Origin of the sequence: Synechococcus sp. PROS-9-1, from assembly GCF_014279775.1 — a bacterium.
GTDB lineage: Bacteria > Cyanobacteriota > Cyanobacteriia > PCC-6307 > Cyanobiaceae > Synechococcus_C.
In genome coordinates this window covers 509,802-528,258 of record NZ_CP047961.1, presented here as the reverse complement: position 1 = coordinate 528,258, position 18,457 = coordinate 509,802, and the positions used below count along the sequence as shown (strand labels likewise).

Sequence of the window (18,457 nt, the reverse complement as noted above, 5' to 3'; positions counted from 1 at the left end):
CCTGAGAACTGCATAGCTACATCACCTCAACTTTCGTCTTGATGATGCAATCTGGATTGAATAAAGTCTTTTAAAGGCAAGAACCAAGTGTTGGTCAAGCCCTCGGTCTATTAGTACTCCTCCGCTGCATCCATTACTGGACTTCGACGTAGAGCCTATCAACGGGTGTTCTTCCCGTGACCTTACTGGGTTACCCCATGGGAATACTCATCTTGAGGTGGGCTTCCCACTTAGATGCTTTCAGCGGTTATCCACTCCGCACATGGCTACCCAGCGTTTACCGTTGGCACGATAACTGGTACACCAGAGGTGCGTTCCTCCCGGTCCTCTCGTACTAGGGAGAAATCCTCTCAATATTCCTACGCATACACCGGATATGGACCGAACTGTCTCACGACGTTCTGAACCCAGCTCGCGTACCGCTTTAATGGGCGAACAGCCCAACCCTTGGGACCGACTTCAGCCCCAGGTTGCGATGAGCCGACATCGAGGTGCCAAACCTCCCCGTCGATGTGAACTCTTGGGGGAGATCAGCCTGTTATCCCTAGAGTAACTTTTATCCGTTGAGCGACGGCCCTTCCACTCAGAACCGTCGGATCACTAAAGCCGACTTTCGTCCCTGTTCGACTTGTAGGTCTCACAGTCAAGCTTCCTTCTGCTTTTGCACTCGTCGGCTGATTTCCAACCAGCCTGAGGAAACCTTTGCGCGCCTCCGTTACCTTTTAGGAGGCGACCGCCCCAGTCAAACTGCCCACCTGATACTGTCCGCTCCCCGGATAACGGGTGAACGTTAGAACCCTAGCTCTGAAAGAGTGGTATCTCACCATTGACTCCCTAGTACCCACGAGCACTAGATCAACGTCTCCCACCTATCCTGCGCATTCAGAGCCCGGGCACAATACCAAGCTACAGTAAAGCTTCATAGGGTCTTTCTGTCCGGGTGTATGTAGTCCGCATCTTCACAGACAATTCTATTTCGCCGAGCCTCTCTCCGAGACAGCGCCCTGATCGTTACGCCTTTCGTGCGGGTCGGAACTTACCCGACAAGGAATTTCGCTACCTTAGGACCGTTATAGTTACGGCCGCCGTTCACCGGGGCTTCAGTCGCCAGCTTCGCTTACGCTGACCGGCTTCCTTAACCTTCCGGCACTGGGCAGGCGTCAGCCCCCATACATCGTCTTGCGACTTAGCGGAGACCTGTGTTTTTGGTAAACAGTCGCCAGGGCCTCTTCACTGCGACCACATTGCTGTGGCACCCCTTCTCCCGAAGTTACGGGGCCATTTTGCCGAGTTCCTTAGAGAGAGTTACCTCGCGCACCTCGGTATTCTCTACCACCCCACCTGTGTCGGTTTCGGGTACTGGCAGTTATGCCTTAACGGGTATAGAGCTTTTCTTGGAAGCATGACATCACCAACTTCGCTGCCGTAGCAGCTCGTACTCACGCCTCAGCTCGGATCGTTTTCGCCGATCCTCAACGCCTCGAACGCTTGAACCAGTAACCAACATCTGGCTTGGCTAGCCTTCTCCGTCCCTCTTCCCAAAACATAACCGGTACAGGAATGTTGACCTGTTATCCATCGACTACGCCTTTCGGCCTCGCCTTAGGTCCAGACTAACCCTCCGCGGACGAGCCTGCCGGAGGAACCCTTAGGGTTTCGGTGCATGGGATTCTCACCCATGTTTTCGCTACTCAAGCCGACATTCTCACTTCTATGCAGTCCACGCCCGCTCACGCTAACGCTTCGCCCCACATAGAACGCTCCCCTACCATAAATCCGCAGCTTCGGTACAACACTTAGCCCCATTCATTTTCGGCGCAGGATCGCTCGACCAGTGAGCTATTACGCACTCCTTTGAGGATGGCTGCTTCTAGGCAAACCTCCTGGTTGTCTGGGCAATCCCACCTCCTTTATCACTTAGTGTTGATTTGGGGACCTTAGCTGGCGGTCTGGGCTGTTTCCCTCTCGACCATGGAGCTTATCCCCCACAGTCTGACTGCCTCGCTACACACAGGGTATTCAGAGTTCATCTCGATTTGGTACCGCTCTCGCAGCCCGCACCGAAATGGTGGCTTTACCCCCCTGCTGGAGCACGAGACGCTACGCCTCAACGTATTTCGGGGAGAACCAGCTAGCTCCGGGTTCGATTGGCATTTCACCCCTAACCACAGCTCATCGGCTGACTTTTCAACGTCAGTCCGTTCGGACCTCCACTTGGTATCACCCAAGCTTCATCCTGGCCATGGTTAGATCACCCGGGTTCGGGTCTATAAATACTGACAAACGCCCTATTCAGACTCGCTTTCGCTATGGCTCCACCATTTCCGGTTTAACCCGCCAGTACCTATAAGTCGCCGGCTCATTCTTCAACAGGCACACGGTCACCCTATTAGTAGGGCTCCCATTGCTTGTAGGCTCACGGTTTCATGTTCTATTTCACTCCCCTCCCGGGGTTCTTTTCACCTTTCCCTCGCGGTACTGTTTCGCTATCGGTCACACAGGAGTACTTAGCCTTACGAGGTGGTCCTCGCTGATTCACACGGAATTCCACGTGCTCCGTGCTACTCGGGATACAGCTAGGTCAGTTCAGTTTTCGTGTACGGGGCTTTCACCTTCTGTGGCGTGTCTTTCAAACACTTCCACTAACATTCCTGATCCACATTGCTGTCCCACAACCCCAATGGTCGAAACCATTGGTTTAGGCTCTTCCCCGTTCGCTCGCCGCTACTTAGGGAGTCGTTTTTACTTTCCTTTCCTCCAGCTACTAAGATGTTTCAGTTCGCTGGGTTGGCTCGCGCCAGCCTATAGATTCAGCTGGCCGTTCTAAGGGTTGCCCCATTCGGAAATTCCCGGATCAAAGCGTGTTTCCAGCTCCCCGAGACTTATCGCAGGTAACCACGTCCTTCATCGCCTCTGTGTGCCAAGGTATCCGCCGTGAGCCCTTTGTAGCTTGACCAATGTATCTCCAACACGCTTGCTGTCGTTGAAACAGATTCTTCTAACTTCTACAAGTAGAAATTAAAATCAAACTCTCAAATGCTCGACACATTTGAAAGAACATGCTGGAGTCTCGGCTCTTGCTTTAGAATTAACACCATCCCATCGTGAATTAACACTCAAGAATGATGCATCCATAAAGATGCTTTATTCTTTCCAGACTTACTATGCAGTTGTCAAGGTTCGGCCAGACATCAAAACAATGCATTGATCTCTCAATACATTGCATCGAGCCCAGCATCCTATCAATCAAATCATGGAATAATTTCCACGCCTTAAAATGACAAGAAGCTAGGGTCATCTAGCGGACACATCTAAATCACAATCCATACGAGTTCATACTCCAGGTTTTGGAGATGGGGATTCTTTGCAGTCAGTGGAGGTTAGGAGACTCGAACTCCTGACATCCTGCTTGCAAAGCAGGCGCTCTACCAACTGAGCTAAACCCCCTACACCGAATGGGCCATCCTGGACTTGAACCAGGGACCTCACCCTTATCAGGGGTGCGCTCTAACCACCTGAGCTAATGGCCCAGGAGTCTCATCCCTAATGGGTTGTGAACTAGACAAAGTTTAGGAACTAAAAATCTCCACTAAGCAGAAATCCATTGCTGGAACTCTTAGCTTCAAAGTTGAGGTACCGATCGACCTAAGGTGACAGGATTTCGGCCTAAGAATAAATAACTCAGACATCAAAATCGTTGTTTGTCTCCCTGTTAGGAGGTGATCCAGCCGCACCTTCCGGTACGGCTACCTTGTTACGACTTCACCCCAGTCATCAGCCCCACCTTCGACGTCCTCCTCCACAAGGGTTGGAGTAACGGCTTCGGGCGTGGCCAACTTCCATGGTGTGACGGGCGGTGTGTACAAGGCCCGGGAACGTATTCACCGCAGTATGCTGACCTGCGATTACTAGCGATTCCTCCTTCACGTAGGCGAGTTGCAGCCTACGATCTGAACTGAGCCACGGTTTATGGGATTTGCTTGTCCTCGCGAACTTGCTGCCCTTTGTCCGTAGCATTGTAGTACGTGTGTAGCCCAGGATGTAAGGGGCATGATGACTTGACGTCATCCACACCTTCCTCCGGTTTATCACCGGCGGTCTCTCTAGAGTGCCCAACTAAATGCTGGCAACTAAAGACGTGGGTTGCGCTCGTTGCGGGACTTAACCCAACATCTCACGACACGAGCTGACGACAGCCATGCACCACCTGTCACTGCGCTCCCGAAGGCACTCTCAAGTTTCCAAGAGATTCGCAGGATGTCAAACCCTGGTAAGGTTCTTCGCGTTGCATCGAATTAAACCACATACTCCACCGCTTGTGCGGGCCCCCGTCAATTCCTTTGAGTTTCACACTTGCGTGCGTACTCCCCAGGCGGAACACTTAACGCGTTGGCTACGACACCGGAGGGGTCGATTCCCCCGACACCTAGTGTTCATCGTTTACGGCCAGGACTACAGGGGTATCTAATCCCTTTCGCTCCCCTGGCTTTCGTCCATGAGCGTCAGTGATGGCCCAGCAGAGCGCCTTCGCCACTGGTGTTCTTCCCGATATCTACGCATTTCACCGCTACACCGGGAATTCCCTCTGCCCCTACCACACTCGAGCCCAACAGTTTCCACTGCCATGATGGAGTTAAGCTCCACTTTTTAACAGCAGACTTGTTGGGCCGCCTGCGGACGCTTTACGCCCAATAATTCCGGATAACGCTTGCCACTCCCGTATTACCGCGGCTGCTGGCACGGAATTAGCCGTGGCTTATTCATCAAGTACCGTCAGATCTTCTTCCTTGATAAAAGAGGTTTACAGCCCAGAGGCCTTCATCCCTCACGCGGCGTTGCTCCGTCAGGCTTTCGCCCATTGCGGAAAATTCCCCACTGCTGCCTCCCGTAGGAGTCTGGGCCGTGTCTCAGTCCCAGTGTGGCTGATCATCCTCTCAGACCAGCTACTGATCGATGCCTTGGTGAGCTCTTACCTCACCAACTAGCTAATCAGACGCGGGCTCATCCTCAGGCGAAATTCATTTCACCTCTCGGCATATGGGGTATTAGCGGCCGTTTCCAACCGTTATCCCCCTCCTGAGGGCAGATTCCCACGCGTTACTCACCCGTCCGCCACTAACCCGAAGGTTCGTTCGACTTGCATGTGTTAAGCACGCCGCCAGCGTTCATCCTGAGCCAGGATCAAACTCTCCGTTGTAGATCAATCCCTTTTGGTTCTCACCTCAGATTGACTTGCTTCACCCACTTCACAGCACTGGCGTACTGCTCGCAGTTGTCGCCCCCTTCCTCTGACAGAAGGATTCACAAGAGTGCAAATTTAGAATCTCTTCCTCCTTTGACTTTCCAGGATCTCAGATCCGGTCGTTGCTCCACATTGCGCACACCGACAACTCAACGGTTCGTGAAAACCTTCAAGTTGTAAGCACAATGCTTCTCTGCAACTAAAATTTTGTTGACGGGACCTCACACCTTTATCGCAATATCATTTAGTCCTCATTAAAACCTTCCGGCCTTAACTCAAACTAAACGCGATAAAAGCGTCAGTTCCTAAACTTTTCAATTGTCCAGGTTCTGGCTTTGCGTCCCCTTTCAGAGACGGTCGGCCTGCGGTCTCGCGACCGCCTTTGAAACTTACAACATCGTGGGATTGCTCCCTCAACCTCGTAAGAACCCTCAGTGCACTCCAAGCTTTCGCTCTTTCCGCCCTAAGACTGCGCGTCGGAGCATTGCTCCCCTGCGCAGTCCAAAACCATAACCCAATAACCTCCCCTTTTGCAACTACGAACAAGGGTTGAGCATCTCCAGACTTGCTTCCACTGGCCAGAGCAAGGTCCATCACTAAGTTTTGAGCAATGGTCGCAAAAGCACCATGGCCGAACGCTTCAGCCAACAGAACCAGCGGGTCCGTCCCAGCTCCAAAGAAGACCAGGTCGTTCAAAAGGCCAAAGAGCATTTCGAACGCACTCTGATTCCCATTGCGGGCAGCCTTGCGGGCAGCGTTGCTGCTCTCCAGCACCCCAGTGCCGACGAGGCCCTCAACTACGGCGAGATCTTCCTGCGCGACAACGTGCCAGTGATGGTCTACCTGTTGACGCAAAAAAGGTTCAAGATCGTCAAGCAGTTCCTCCAGATCTGCCTCGACCTCCAGAGCACCACGTATCAAACCCGAGGAGTGTTCCCAACCAGCTTTGTTGAGGAGAACGGGGAGCTCATTGCCGATTACGGCCAACGTTCGATCGGAAGAATCACCTCTGTCGACGCCAGTCTCTGGTGGCCAGTCCTCTGCTGGATGTACGTCAAAGCCAGCGGAGACGAACAATTTGGATCCACCCCTGGAGTCCAACGAGGGGTCCAACTCTTGTTGGACCTCGTGCTTCACCCCACGTTTGAGGGCACACCGGTGCTTTTTGTGCCGGATTGTGCGTTCATGATCGATCGTCCAATGGACGTATGGGGTGCACCCCTAGAAGTTGAGGTGCTCTTGTATGCCTCCCTGCGTTGCTGCGCTCAGCTCATGGAGCTTGGCCGACGGAATCAAAACAGTCGCCTGCTCGACCAACGTTTGGTACTCACGCGCCAGTGGATTCACGACCTCCGCAAGTTTCTGCTGAAGCACTACTGGGTGACCAGTAAGACGATGCAAGTTTTAAGGCGAAGACCCACAGAGCAATACGGCGACAATCAGCACCAAAACGAATTCAATGTGCAGCCCCAAGTGATCCCTGATTGGCTGCAGGACTGGCTCGAGAACCGCGGTGGCTATCTCATCGGCAACATCCGTACAGGCCGGCCCGATTTCCGTTTTTACAGTCTTGGCAATTCTCTGGGCTGCCTGTTCGGACTTCTCACAGCACCACAACAGCGAGCACTGTTTCGGCTCACACTTCACAACCGCGATCATCTGATGGCTCAGATGCCGATGCGAATTTGCCATCCACCGATGGAAACGTTGGAGTGGCAAAACAAGACCGGATCCGACCCTAAAAACTGGCCGTGGAGTTACCACAATGGCGGCCATTGGCCGAGCCTTCTTTGGTATTTCGGGGCCTCGATCCTCCTCCATGAACGCCGTCACCCCAATGCAGACATCCTGCTGATGGGTCAGATGAAGGCGATGCTGGAGGATTGTTACTGGAGCCAGCTCAACCAACTGCCAAGACAACAGTGGGCTGAATATTTCGATGGACCCACTGGCACTTGGATGGGCCAGCAATCACGGACATATCAGACCTGGACCATCGTTGGATTTCTTCTGCTCCACCACTTCCTTAGGGTGAATCCTGATGATGTAGAGATGCTCGACCTTGACGGACCACCAGGGTCTTAGAACAACAGCTCAAAAACGCCGAACAACAAAAAACCCCCAGCGATCAGCTAGGGGTTTTTTTAAACCCTTTGGCTCAGAACAAACCGAGAGTCAGGGACTTGTCGATCGGCATCGCAGCACCGATTCCCAAATAGATGGTGGTAGCTGTACCGAACAAGAACACTGCCATCGCGATAGGACGGCGGAATGGGTTCTGAAACTTGTTGAAGCTCTCGATAAAGGGGATGAGCATCAGACCAAGGGGAACCAAGGTTTGCAGTGCAATACCCAGAAGCTTGTTAGGAACAACCCTAAGGATCTGAAACACCGGATAGAGATACCACTCAGGAAGGATCTCCAGCGGTGTTGCAAAAGGATCAGCCTTATCACCCAGCATGGCTGGATCTAAAACAGAGAGTCCAACAATGCAAGCGATGGTTCCAAGGATCACTACAGGGAAGATGTAGAGAAGATCGTTGGGCCATGCAGGCTCACCGTAATAGTTGTGCCCCATGCCTTTGGCGAGCTTGGCCCGCAGCTTGGGATCAGTGAGATCAGGCTTCTTGAGAATATGCATGGTGCGAAGCGGTAATGAGCGAACGGTAAGTGGGAAAGTTCGAAACTTGAATCAGTGCGTAAAGCAACTGAAATGGATCACAAAGGACCAGAAATGCCCTGCTTACGGATCATCAAGAAGTGCATGAGCATGAACACAGCAAGCAACCAAGGCATCACAAACGTGTGAAGGCTGTAGAAGCGAGTGAGTGTGGATTGACCAACGCTTTCGCCACCACGCAACAGCTCAACCATGAAGTCACCAACAACTGGAATGGCGGCAGGCACTCCAGAAACAATTTTGACTGCCCAATAACCAACTTGATCCCAAGGGAGCGAGTAGCCGGTAACACCAAAAGAAACAGTGATCACAGCCATCGTCACGCCGGTGACCCAAGTGAGCTCACGGGGACGCTTAAAGCCACCTGTGAGATACACCCGGAAGACGTGGAGAATCAGCATGAGCACCATCATCGAGGCGCTCCATCTGTGAACTGAGCGAATGAGCCACCCGAAGCTCACATCTGTCATCAGGTACTGAACTGAGCTGTAAGCCTCAGCAACAGTGGGCTTGTAATAGAAAGTCATCGCGAACCCGGTCGCGAACTGAATCAGGAAACAAACAAGTGTGATGCCGCCCAGGCAATAAAAAATATTGACGTGGGGCGGAACGTACTTGGTGCTGAAGTCATCAGCGATGTCCTGGATTTCAAGACGTTCCTGGAACCAGTCGTAGACAGGTGAGGAGTTCGCCATGCAAAGGTCGGTTTGGATTTCGAGAGTCTACCGATGACGCTCCAGCCGACGCGACAGAATGAAGCTGATGTTGCCGATTGTTAATTACATGAAAAAAGGCCTGCGGCAGCTGGCATCCGGCTTGGCCTGCCTTTTTCTTTGCAGCCTCTTAATCCCAGCGCCTGCTCTGGCTCTCAACGATGCCCAGCAGTTGGTGGTTGAAACCTGGCGGCTGGTGAATCAGAGCTATGTCGACCCCTCGAGTTTCGACCGTATTCACTGGAAGCGTCTGCGGCAGAAGGCTCTCGAGCAGACGATCGAAACCAGCGAGCAGGCCTACAGCGCCATTGAAACCATGCTTGAGCCCCTCGATGATCCCTACACACGCTTGTTGAGACCTGACGATTACTCCGTCATGAAGTCCAGCAACTCCGGAAGCCTGAGTGGCGTAGGACTTCAACTCGGCCATCACAACGATGAAGACTCAGTCGTTGTGATCGCTGCACTCGATGGGTCACCCGCAGCTGACGCTGGCGTGGTCAGCGGCGCCGCCCTGCTGGCGGTGAACGGAGAATCCACAGCTCTTCTGGGACTCGAGACCACAGCAGCTCGCTTGCGAGGCGATGTAGGAACGCAGGTTTTGCTGACCGTGCAACCCCCGAATGGAGAGACAGAAGAGCTCACATTGGAACGACGCAATGTTGACCTGCGCCCTGTTCGCACTCGGCGTCTTCGTAGTGACACCCATACTCTTGGCCACTTACGCATCACGCAGTTCAGCGAAGGCGTGCCGAAGCAAGTGCAAGAAGCCTTGCAAGAACTCACAGATAAGGGAGTGGAAGGGGTGGTTCTTGATCTTCGGAACAACTCTGGGGGTCTCGTCAGCGGCGGACTCGCCGTTGCTGACGCCTTCCTGGACCAAGAGCCCATCGTGGAAACACGCAATCGAGACGGGATTGCTGATCCCATTCAATCGAACCCAATCACGCTGTACGACGGTCCGATGGTGACCCTCGTCAACGCCGGCACCGCCAGTGCAAGCGAGATCCTTGCGGGGGCCCTTCAGGACAATGATCGTTCGCTGCTGCTCGGCAGCGAAACCTTCGGCAAAGGGCTGATCCAGACCCTGACCAACCTGAGTGATGGCAGTGGTTTGGCGGTTACCGTGGCCGGCTATGTCACCCCAAGCGGACGTGATATTCAGGGGCAAGGAATTACACCAGATCGCTTGCTGGATCAGCCCGAACCACTGAACCCCGGGGGCGAAGGAGACCGCTGGTTAACGGATGCAGAACGGGTGCTGGAGGCCATCATCGATCGCCAGACCGCCGAATCTCCTCCAACAGCCGATGCCATCAATCCAGAGGAGATGGCAGCAACAGCATGAGTAGCCGCACTTATCACGACCCTCTCCATGGCGGCATCGCACTCAATACAGACGACCCTGCTGAAGCGCTGGTGCTCGAACTCGTTGACGCAGCCCCCTTCCAAAGACTTCGGCGCATTCGTCAGCTCGGACCTGCGTTTTTAACCTTCCACGGTGCTGAATCGAGCCGGTTCACCCACTCTCTTGGCGTGTTCCACATCGCGCGACAGGCCTTTCAGCGCCTGTTGGCCATGGATCCATCACTGGAACTTCATCGAGGCGTTCTCTATGCGGCAGCCCTGCTCCATGACTTGGGTCATGCGCCCCTGAGCCACACCGGCGAGGAAATGTTTGGCACCCACCATGAACGGTGGTCGGCACGCATCGTTCGAGAGCACCCCGCGATCCGGGAGCCACTCGAACGATTTCAACCAGGAAGCTCTGACGCTGTGGCTGCCCTTCTAGAGCACGGCACCACAGAACGGAGGGTGATTAAAGACCTCGTTAGCAGCCAACTCGACTGCGACAGACTCGATTACTTGCTGCGAGATAGCTACAGCACAGGGACGAGCTATGGCCAACTGGATTTAGAGAGAATCCTGGCCGCACTCACCCTGGCGCCAGATGGGGAACTCGCCATCCATCCCAAGGGCCTAATGGCTGTAGAGCACTACCTCGTGGTGCGAAACCTGATGTACCGCAGTGTTTACAACCACCGCCTCAATGTGGTTTGCAATTGGCTGCTGGAACAAATGATCCGCCTGGCCCGTGAACTAGGCCCCGATCAAGTTTGGACAGATTCAACGATGCGCTGCTGGCTTTGGTCCCCCCATGAGCTCGATCTCGAGGCCTATTTGGCTAACGATGACCTACGAACTGGCTATCACCTGTTGCGCTGGCGAGAGGAAGCTCCTCGCCCGCTCGCTGATCTCTGTGATCGGTTTCTCAACCGACGACTCCTCAAAGCACTAGATGTGGACAGTCTCTCGAAGGAGAAGCAGCTCGAATGCTTGGCCCACGCAAGGGGATTGGCGGAAGCGAAGGGATTGGATCCGAGTTTGTGTTGCGGTCTATGCCACCAACAACTGCATGGATATCACCCCTATCGCGGCGGGCTGAGGCTCTGGAATGGTCAGCAACTTCAAGCACTCGAGCAAAGCTCAGCACTCGTTCAAAGCTTGAGCAAGCCTGCCAGCACCAGCTGGCTGATCTATCCAAAGCAGATCAGTCAGGAACTGAAAAGAAAGGTGGGCCAATACCTGGCGCAGATTTAAGGTCAGCCTCCACTCTTGATCACGTCGGTGGCTTTGACCCAAGGGACCCTTCAAGCTGCATGCCATCGCCTGGTTTTGCCCACCAATCGGCACATCCCTTGGCAAGACACCCTGGAGGACCAACTCAATGGCCTTGAGGGCAAGGATCTCGAATTGGATAGCGGGGAGTGGTTGCTGAATGGTCGGGTGCTCTCTGCCTTTCAAGTTCAACTGGAGGTACGCAGATGTCGATTGCTATCGATCAAAAGCTGCAATCCCCTCACCGTGGTCAGCGCCAACGCCCTCGGCATACCAGCTCAGCTCACAACGCCGCAGCATGCTGATTCGCTTCCTAATGGCCCTGAAGAACAGCAGGCCCCTGCCTTATTGATTCATCGAGCAACCCTGCGATCGGGAGACCATCTCAAAGCACGCCACCACGTTTTGCTCATTGGCGATGTCAATCCAGGCGCGCAAATCAGTGCAGGAGGGAACGTCCTGATCTGGGGGCGGCTCCGTGGCTTTGCTCATGCAGGGGTTAAAGGGGATCAGAATGCGCGCATCACGGCATTACAGCTCCGTCCCCTTCAGCTACGAATTGCGGATTTAGTGGCCAGGGGACCAGAGGAGAAGCCCCAACCTGGACTTGCGGAGGAAGCACGGATTGTGGATGGAGTGATTTCGATCGAGCCCGCTGATCCCCGTTATGACTTGCCAATGCAAGAGCTTTCTGCCGATTTGAACAATCAAGAGCACTAGCCCCTAACCTGGCCAGATCAACCGCGACAACGTGACGTCAAATTCGCGAACGATCTTGATCTGCTCAGGCAAGGGGGGGGTCGGTAAGACCACCCTGACGGCCAACTTGGGGATTGCCCTTGCCCAGCGCGGGTCTAGCACCGTTGTTCTGGATGCCGACTTCGGTTTGCGCAACCTCGATCTGTTGCTTGGACTCGAAAATCGGATTGTCTATACAGCCCAAGAGGTTTTGGCGGAGACCTGCCGCTTGGATCAAGCCCTTGTGAAGCACAAACAAGTGCCCAATTTGGCGCTGCTGCCGGCTGGCAACCCGCGGATGCTCGAGTGGCTCAAACCAGAAGACATGCAGGCCATTGCCTCCATGCTTGAAAAAAGATTCGATTACGTGTTGATCGACTGCCCTGCGGGCATTGAAGACGGCTTCAAAAACGCCGTCGCCGCAGCGCGTGAAGCCATCGTGATCACCACTCCTGAAGTGTCGGCTGTGCGTGATGCGGATCGCGTGATCGGATTGCTCAACACCCACGGAGTGACCCCAGTCCAGCTCGTTCTCAATCGGGTCAGGCCCAAAATGATGGCCAATCAAGAGATGCTGGCTGTGGATGACGTCACAGACATCCTGGCCCTCCCCTTGCTCGGATTAGTCCTGGAAGATGAGCAGGTGATCGTGAGCACCAATCGGGGCGAACCCCTCACCCTGAATGGAACAAAATCACCAGCAGCCAAGGCCTACAGCAATATTGCTGGACGCCTGCAAGGCGAGGAGATTCCATTGGTGGATCCCTCCAAGGAGCGTTCGGGCCTGCGGGCCACAGTGCGCCGCTTGATGCAAACGAAGATCTTCTGAGCTGATGACTCTCCGTGACCTCGTCGACAAATTGCTTGGGCGCCAACCAGCGAGCGCCAGTACCGCCAGAGACAGGCTTCAACTCGTTCTGGCCCATGACCGCAGTGACCTAAGCCCTGAGCTTCTCGACCAAATGCGTCGTGAAATTTTTGAAGTGGTGGCTAAGTACGTTGACATCGACCTGGAGGAAGGTGATGTGAGCCTGGAAACCGAGGATCGTGTGACGGCCCTTGTTGCCAACTTGCCGTTTCGTCGACCGGTTGCATCAACCAGTCCCAAATCTGACTAAGGGGGAATGGTTCTGGAAGCATTTCCAGACCTCATGGCTGAGCAAGGCTTCACTCCCGCAGAAACCACCGTGGTCAAACTCCTCCTGGAGGGGCTTAGTAATCGAGCCATTGCTTCCAGGCTGGTGGTAAGCATCCGCACGGTTGAAAGTCACATCAGCAACGCTCTCGATAAAAGTGGTTGCCGCTCGAGACTTGAACTTTCAATGTGGTGGCTCCGCACCCATTCAGAGTCCACGAGAACGTGCAGCGTTAAAGTCCCTTCAATGCCGGCTTAGCTCAGTGGTAGAGCAGCGCTTTTGTAAAGCGAAGGTCATCGGTTCAAATCCGTTAGCCGGCTTCAGTCAAGATCCATAAGGCACGATCAGCTCTCCAGCTCCAGGGTGGGATCAGCGGCCTGAACGACCTGTAAAGATCCAGATCCCAACGATGGCAAACAGCCACGGGAGCACATCCAAACCAGCCCATGGCGTGAGCAGTTGGACCACCGGTTCAAACAGCCAGTGCATGACGGTTTGAAGCAAAATCAACGAAGCAATCAACCAGAGCATTCGGGAAGGCTCACCACACCTGCTGGCATCACAGCGCCTCTGCGAAGCCAATGCCAGCCTTCAAGTCCTCGCCAAGCAATCACCGAGCTCGCTTGACAGGACGGAGCAGGCCAAGGGAGGGGTGCAAGCAAAGGCAAGTCCGGAAATGCACCTGCCGCCTCCATTTCGGTTCGACTGGCGGGTTCTCCCGAGGCATTGGCACTAGTCGTGGCAAGCGGACCGCTGCAACGCAGAAGATCCAACATGGGCTTGCAAGCTGGGATGCGCAAACCAAGGGTTGCCACTCCAGGGTTGAGGGCCTCTGCACAAGGGCCAAAGGCTGGTAAAACCAGGGTGAGGGCCCCTGGCCAGTGCAGTTGCGCCAGGGCGCTGGCATCAGCTCGAGCAGCTGGGGAGATATGGCATAACAACCCATCAAGGTCTGCACCCATCAGAATTAACGGCTTGTCCTGGGGCCGTTTTTTCAAGCGCCAAAGTTGAGCCGCCTGCTCTGGCAGCGCAGCCAATGCCGGAAGGGTGTCTGTTGGGAGTAGGGCGGCGCCCCCAGCACGCAAATGCGCTTCGATGCCATCGCGATCCAACAGATTGAGCGGATTGGTCGTCATCGCTCCTCCGTCTGCTGATCGGGGGCTATGGATTGGCACGCTCGCTGAGCAAGAGCAAAGCGGGGAATGCCCTGAAGGTCATAACGGGCTTCTGGCCGTTCGAGTCCTGCATCAGTGAGCAACTCCAGCACCATCGCACTCTGGTCATGGTGGTGCTCCAAGAGGATCCAGCCGCCTGGCGCTAGTGCTCTGCAAGCATCTCGGATGATCTGCCTGCAACAGTCGAGTCCATCACCACCACCACACAGAGCCAGATGAGGCTCATGGTCTTTAACGACGGGCTCGAGCTCATCCATCACAGCCGTTGGGATGTAAGGCGGGTTACTCAGCACAAGGTCCAACTGCCCCCACCATGGTTTGAGAGGTTCCCACCAACTGCCGAGATGGAGTTGACAACTACTGTCTCCAGCGAGGGCGATCAGATTGCGTTCAGCAAGAGCAAGCGCGTTTCTACTGGAGTCCACGGCATGGCCCTGCCAGTGAGGGAGAACACGGGCAAGCGCCACGGCCAAAGCTCCAGAGCCCGTTCCCAAGTCGGCCCAGATCCCTTCCACCTCGGGTGCATCCTCTTGCAAACACTGCAAAGCGAAGTCGATGAGCAGCTCGGTTTCTTGACGGGGGATCAAGGCGTCGGCCGACACCTCCAGCTCAAGATCTCGCCATGGACAAAGCCCAACCAAGTGCTGAAGGGGAATGTGCTGATCGCAATGCTGGGTCCAAAGATCCGTGAGCTGGTGCAACGAGGAACTCAGCTCGATCTCTACGTCTGGGCAAATTCGTAGTTTTTGAAGATCACCCCAAGAACAATCTGCGGCCATCGAAAGCAGCCAATCCAAATCCACAGCACGTCCTCCCTGTCGGATCAGCTCACGCCTCCACACCAGTAGATCTGTTCCCTTGCAGCGGATAACGCCCATCGGATCAGGTTAAACGGAGCGCCAACGCAAACCAGGCTTGGGCTCGATGACACCCTCAAGCTCAAGCTGCAACAACTCATGCGCCACCTGAGTTGGACTGCAGCTCAGTGCTGCAGATAGCTGCTCCAGGGTGAGCCCTTGATCAACGCAACGCAATAGCGATGGATTCCGCTCGGATGAAGACCGGGATCGTTCCAATGGCATCGACGCAGTCCTCGCGGCCGCAAGCGGTCCTGGTCCAAGGACATCAAGCAACGACTCAGGTGATAGCAAAGGTGTTGCCCCCTCCTGCAACAAACCATTGCTGCCTTTACAAGACCAACGCAGCGCATCCCCTGGAACCACCCAAACAGGACAATTCTGAGTGCGCGCGATCTGGGCTGATAGCAGTGAGCCGCTTGTCTCAGGGCACTCAACCACCACCAGGGCACAAGACACACTCACCAATAGGCGATTCCGCAACGCAAAGTTGGATCGCTGCACCCGAGCACCACAAGGCCATTCGCTCAACAACAAGCCAGCAGACTCAACTTGGGCCTGCAGGGCCTCATGCTCAGGCGGATACACACGGTCCAAAGGCGTGCCCAACACGCCAACCGGAAGGCCACCAGCTGCAAGACAACCATGGTGAGAGGCGGCATCTATTCCTTCTGCAAGACCACTCACTACGGGCCAACCAGCTCGCGCGAGGCACTCACCAAGCGCACGGGCCATCCGACAGCCATGATCCGATGGTCGGCGCGTTCCCACCACCGCGACAGCCTTTTGAGCTGATAAGGCAGGCCAGCACTGCTTGCGCCCAGACCAGTGCACAGCAAGTGGAGGACGCTTCAACAAATCGAATGAGATCGGCCAGTCCTGATCCAGGGGAAACAGAGCATTGTCTGGAACCAAAAGACTGGGCGACATCCCTTTGCGCAGCCGATAAGACTCGACACGCGCCATCAAGGAGTCGGGCCAGCGCAGGGCTGCTTGCAAACGCAATAGGGGCCATGACCACAGATCAGCCAAGGTCACCTGATGGGCTTGAGCAACAGCCCTCAGAGCCCGAATCCTGGCAAAACCCAGTCCTGGGCATGAGATCCACAGCCACCACCAGCCACGCTCTCCCAACAGCTCAGCTCAAGTACAAATGTACTAGCACATTATTGGGGCGGCCCTTGGGTCAACAGCTCAAGCGCTGTTGCAACAGACGCTGGAGGGCGGCGCAAAACCTGGCGCCTATCTCCGTTGAGACGGACCAAAACCAACTCCACATGCGCCTTGAAGGCGCAATCACCATCGGCTCTTAACAGGTGCGTCTGCCAGCGCCAGCGCGGACCGTCTGGCGCAAGCGCATGGCTTTGAAGCACAACCTGGTCGCCATGCATGAGGGCTCGCTTGTAAGACATTTCCAAGCGCACCACTGGCATTTCCAACCCTTCAAGAGCCATCAGTTGGTAGGGCAGCCCTACCGCCGCGAGTGCTTCCACACGAGCCTCTTCCAACCAACCGACATAGGCGCCGTGCCACATCACACCGCCGTGATCGGTGTGCTGTGGCAGCACACGCTTGTTCAATTGCCAAGGAAGACGCGTAACGCTCTCAGTCACCATCAACACGGCCTGGAGCATCAGCCATAGGCTGAAGCAGACCTAACTCTTCATCGTGTTCAAGAATCTTCTGATTGCTGATTCCGGCAAAGGGCATGTCGGAGAAATGGTGCGGATGCTCCGTGACCTTCCAGGGTTCAGAACGGCTCGTATCAACCTGCTGCACGTGGTTTCTGAGCAAGGCAAGGTCAACTCAGAAGATCATTGGACAACAGCAGGAAGCCTGCTGTCCAAGGCGGTGACTCAATTAGGGCTTGACCCGAGTGACGTGAATTCGATCATCCGCCAGGGGGATGCCAAACAAACCGTTCTCAAGGTGGCTGAAGAAATCAATGCCGACTTGATCGTGATGGGATCCAGAGGCCTTGGTCGACTCCAGTCCATCCTGTCCAACAGCACCAGCCAATACGTGTTTCAGCTGTCAACACGTCCGATGTTGCTGGTCCGTGACGACCTCTACGTTCGCCACGTGAATCGCCTCATGGTGACCATTGACGGAACGGGGGTTGGCGATGATGCACTCCGGATTGCCTGCGAAATGGTTCGCGACATCCCCGGCGGACAGCTCACGGGTGTTCACATCGCAAGGCAAGACCTATCGGCCTCCCGTGGTGGCGACAGCAAAGCCGATGGTTTGCTGACTGCCGCAGTCCAACGTGCTCGGAGCATGGGCGTTGACCTCAAACCCATGCATGTGGCGAATCAGGACATCGGCCGAGGGGTTTGCGAAGCAGCCGAAGAGATTGGCGCCGACCTCGTTGTGATCGCGTCACAGGACAGGCGCCCCCTTGTGGCAAGAGGTCTCGTGGATTTGGACAAGCTCCTTGGCGGCTCGATCAGCGATTACATCCGAGTCCACGCGCCTGCGCCGGTTCTTCTGGTCCGTGAGCCAGAACGCAATTGAAGCGGACCAGTTTTGAACCAACAGTCGATCAGGAGGACCCTTCTCGGCTGTTGGTCTGGATGAACAAGACGATCAGAAACACCGTCGGAACCAGGACGAACATGAGGCTGGCAACGAAGCCGAGATCGTTGGTTTCCATGGGCGATTAATGATGCAAGGCCGAACGTATCATCGTTCGGGAGCAACGATGAGCTTCAGCTCACCCCTCGTCACTGGGCGTAGCAGGCGAATCGGTTTCAGTCTTCTGTTCAGACCCCTCTTCAGCCTCGTCAGCGCTCTCGTCAACCGGCCATGACGTTGGCCCGGCTGGCAGCGCTTCAGCGCGTGCCGCTGCCTTTTTCTTATCGAGTTCAGCCAAGCGAACTTGCGGGCGGGTGAGCACGATCACGGATTGCTCCACAAGAGCCTGACAAGCCAATCTCCAGGACTCAGGACGTCGCCTGAGCTTGTTGTCCTCAACAACGGTTCGAGCCGTTAAGGGAGCGTCGGCGTCGGATCCCACAACATCGACAAAACAGGTGATGCACTGACCGCATCCACCACAATTCCCCAGTTGCCCCTTCAAGCCATAGAGCTCGATGTTTTCGCGCAGAGCGACGTCGCGCAGATTTTCTCCTGGATAACACTCCACATCACGTCCCTCACGCAGAAAACGAATGACTGGCATGGAGTGCTCCAGCGGTAAAGGTCCACTTTGCGCCCAAAGGTTGCGTTTTGTAACCCCCTCAGCCAGACCTGAATGCGGCAGCCAAAGAACGGAAGCACTGACAGGACAGTGCA

17 protein-coding genes, 3 tRNA genes and 2 rRNA genes are annotated in these 18,457 nt (G+C 55.0%); 9 read left to right on the top strand and 13 right to left on the bottom strand.

Annotated elements, in window-relative coordinates; all coding sequences use genetic code 11:
- Window positions 1–90: 90 nt before the first annotated feature.
- The 4 genes from SynPROS91_RS02720 to SynPROS91_RS02705 all read right to left on the bottom strand — a co-directional run bounded on the left by SynPROS91_RS02720 (window position 91) and on the right by SynPROS91_RS02705 (window position 5,197).
- Window positions 91–2,956: ribosomal RNA gene (locus SynPROS91_RS02720) — 23S ribosomal RNA — on the bottom strand.
- Window positions 2,957–3,374: 418 nt separating this feature from the next.
- Window positions 3,375–3,447: transfer RNA gene (locus SynPROS91_RS02715), tRNA-Ala, on the bottom strand.
- A 9-nt stretch (window positions 3,448–3,456) separates the two neighbouring features.
- Window positions 3,457–3,530 (bottom strand) — tRNA-Ile (locus SynPROS91_RS02710).
- A gap of 182 nt (window positions 3,531–3,712) precedes the next feature.
- Window positions 3,713–5,197: ribosomal RNA gene (locus SynPROS91_RS02705) — 16S ribosomal RNA — on the bottom strand.
- Together the 16S and 23S rRNA genes with 2 tRNA genes alongside form the textbook arrangement of a ribosomal RNA operon.
- Window positions 5,198–5,869: 672 nt before the next feature.
- Between SynPROS91_RS02705 and SynPROS91_RS02700 the strand changes: the two genes are divergently transcribed.
- Window positions 5,870–7,327, top strand: coding sequence for a glycoside hydrolase 100 family protein (locus tag SynPROS91_RS02700; protein ID WP_186519347.1), 1,458 nt, complete (start codon window positions 5,870–5,872; stop codon window positions 7,325–7,327).
- Window positions 7,328–7,400: 73 nt separating this feature from the next.
- Here the strand turns inward: SynPROS91_RS02700 and petD are convergent, their stop codons facing one another.
- Both petD and petB read right to left on the bottom strand, forming a co-directional pair.
- Complete coding sequence (gene petD, locus SynPROS91_RS02695) at window positions 7,401–7,883, bottom strand: cytochrome b6-f complex subunit IV (RefSeq protein WP_006854933.1); 483 nt, start codon at window positions 7,881–7,883, stop codon at window positions 7,401–7,403.
- Between the two features lie 77 nt (window positions 7,884–7,960).
- A complete protein-coding gene (gene petB, locus SynPROS91_RS02690) occupies window positions 7,961–8,617 on the bottom strand; it encodes a cytochrome b6 (RefSeq protein WP_006854932.1) in 657 nt (218 codons plus the stop codon).
- 67 nt (window positions 8,618–8,684) lie between these two features.
- Here petB and ctpZ point away from each other — a divergent pair, with 67 nt between their 5' ends.
- The 7 genes from ctpZ to SynPROS91_RS02655 all read left to right on the top strand — a co-directional run bounded on the left by ctpZ (window position 8,685) and on the right by SynPROS91_RS02655 (window position 13,448).
- Window positions 8,685–9,983 carry a carboxyl-terminal processing protease CtpZ gene (gene ctpZ / locus SynPROS91_RS02685; protein ID WP_186518251.1) on the top strand — a complete coding sequence of 433 codons (1,299 nt, stop codon included), beginning with the start codon at window positions 8,685–8,687 and terminating at the stop codon, window positions 9,981–9,983.
- Entirely contained in the window at window positions 9,980–11,236 is a 1,257-nt protein-coding gene (locus tag SynPROS91_RS02680; protein ID WP_186518243.1) for an HD domain-containing protein, read from the top strand. Before ctpZ ends, SynPROS91_RS02680 begins: the two co-directional genes overlap by 4 nt.
- A 27-nt stretch (window positions 11,237–11,263) precedes the next feature.
- The gene (minC, locus tag SynPROS91_RS02675; protein WP_255439885.1) at window positions 11,264–11,974 is read left to right on the top strand and encodes a septum site-determining protein MinC; all 711 of its coding nucleotides are present in this window, start codon (window positions 11,264–11,266) and stop codon (window positions 11,972–11,974) included.
- A gap of 31 nt (window positions 11,975–12,005) precedes the next feature.
- Complete coding sequence (gene minD / locus SynPROS91_RS02670; protein WP_186518239.1) at window positions 12,006–12,821, top strand: septum site-determining protein MinD; 816 nt, start codon at window positions 12,006–12,008, stop codon at window positions 12,819–12,821.
- Between the two features lie 4 nt (window positions 12,822–12,825).
- Entirely contained in the window at window positions 12,826–13,110 is a 285-nt protein-coding gene (gene minE / locus SynPROS91_RS02665; RefSeq protein ID WP_186518237.1) for a cell division topological specificity factor MinE, read from the top strand.
- 6 nt (window positions 13,111–13,116) lie between these two features.
- A complete protein-coding gene (locus SynPROS91_RS02660) occupies window positions 13,117–13,386 on the top strand; it encodes a response regulator transcription factor (protein WP_186518235.1) in 270 nt (89 codons plus the stop codon).
- A tRNA-Thr gene (locus SynPROS91_RS02655) sits at window positions 13,377–13,448 on the top strand. Before SynPROS91_RS02660 ends, SynPROS91_RS02655 begins: the two co-directional genes overlap by 10 nt.
- Window positions 13,449–13,497: 49 nt before the next feature.
- Here SynPROS91_RS02655 and SynPROS91_RS02650 read toward each other — a convergent pair.
- From SynPROS91_RS02650 to SynPROS91_RS02630, 5 genes are read right to left on the bottom strand one after another with little or no spacing between them, the layout of a single operon-like run.
- Window positions 13,498–13,659 carry a hypothetical protein gene (locus SynPROS91_RS02650; protein ID WP_186518233.1) on the bottom strand — a complete coding sequence of 54 codons (162 nt, stop codon included), beginning with the start codon at window positions 13,657–13,659 and terminating at the stop codon, window positions 13,498–13,500.
- Window positions 13,647–14,264: a Sua5/YciO/YrdC/YwlC family protein gene (locus SynPROS91_RS02645; protein ID WP_186518223.1), complete on the bottom strand. Its 618-nt coding sequence runs from the start codon at window positions 14,262–14,264 to the stop codon at window positions 13,647–13,649. Before SynPROS91_RS02645 ends, SynPROS91_RS02650 begins: the two co-directional genes overlap by 13 nt.
- Window positions 14,261–15,181 carry a peptide chain release factor N(5)-glutamine methyltransferase gene (gene prmC / locus SynPROS91_RS02640; protein ID WP_186518214.1) on the bottom strand — a complete coding sequence of 307 codons (921 nt, stop codon included), beginning with the start codon at window positions 15,179–15,181 and terminating at the stop codon, window positions 14,261–14,263. Before prmC ends, SynPROS91_RS02645 begins: the two co-directional genes overlap by 4 nt.
- A 9-nt stretch (window positions 15,182–15,190) precedes the next feature.
- Window positions 15,191–16,297 carry a DNA-processing protein DprA gene (locus SynPROS91_RS02635; protein ID WP_186519345.1) on the bottom strand — a complete coding sequence of 369 codons (1,107 nt, stop codon included), beginning with the start codon at window positions 16,295–16,297 and terminating at the stop codon, window positions 15,191–15,193.
- 29 nt (window positions 16,298–16,326) lie between these two features.
- Window positions 16,327–16,776, bottom strand: a complete 450-nt coding sequence (locus tag SynPROS91_RS02630; RefSeq protein ID WP_186519343.1) for an acyl-CoA thioesterase — start codon at window positions 16,774–16,776, stop codon at window positions 16,327–16,329.
- Window positions 16,777–16,828: 52 nt separating this feature from the next.
- Between SynPROS91_RS02630 and SynPROS91_RS02625 the strand changes: the two genes are divergently transcribed.
- The gene (locus SynPROS91_RS02625; protein WP_186518212.1) at window positions 16,829–17,677 is read left to right on the top strand and encodes a universal stress protein; all 849 of its coding nucleotides are present in this window, start codon (window positions 16,829–16,831) and stop codon (window positions 17,675–17,677) included.
- Window positions 17,678–17,705: 28 nt separating this feature from the next.
- On the opposite strand, the gene psbM is transcribed toward SynPROS91_RS02625, so the two are convergent.
- Window positions 17,706–17,816: a photosystem II reaction center protein PsbM gene (psbM, locus tag SynPROS91_RS02620; RefSeq protein WP_006854919.1), complete on the bottom strand. Its 111-nt coding sequence runs from the start codon at window positions 17,814–17,816 to the stop codon at window positions 17,706–17,708.
- Window positions 17,817–17,876: 60 nt separating this feature from the next.
- Window positions 17,877–18,344: a 2Fe-2S iron-sulfur cluster-binding protein gene (locus SynPROS91_RS02615; RefSeq protein WP_186518210.1), complete on the bottom strand. Its 468-nt coding sequence runs from the start codon at window positions 18,342–18,344 to the stop codon at window positions 17,877–17,879.
- Between the last annotated feature and the right edge of the window lie 113 nt (window positions 18,345–18,457).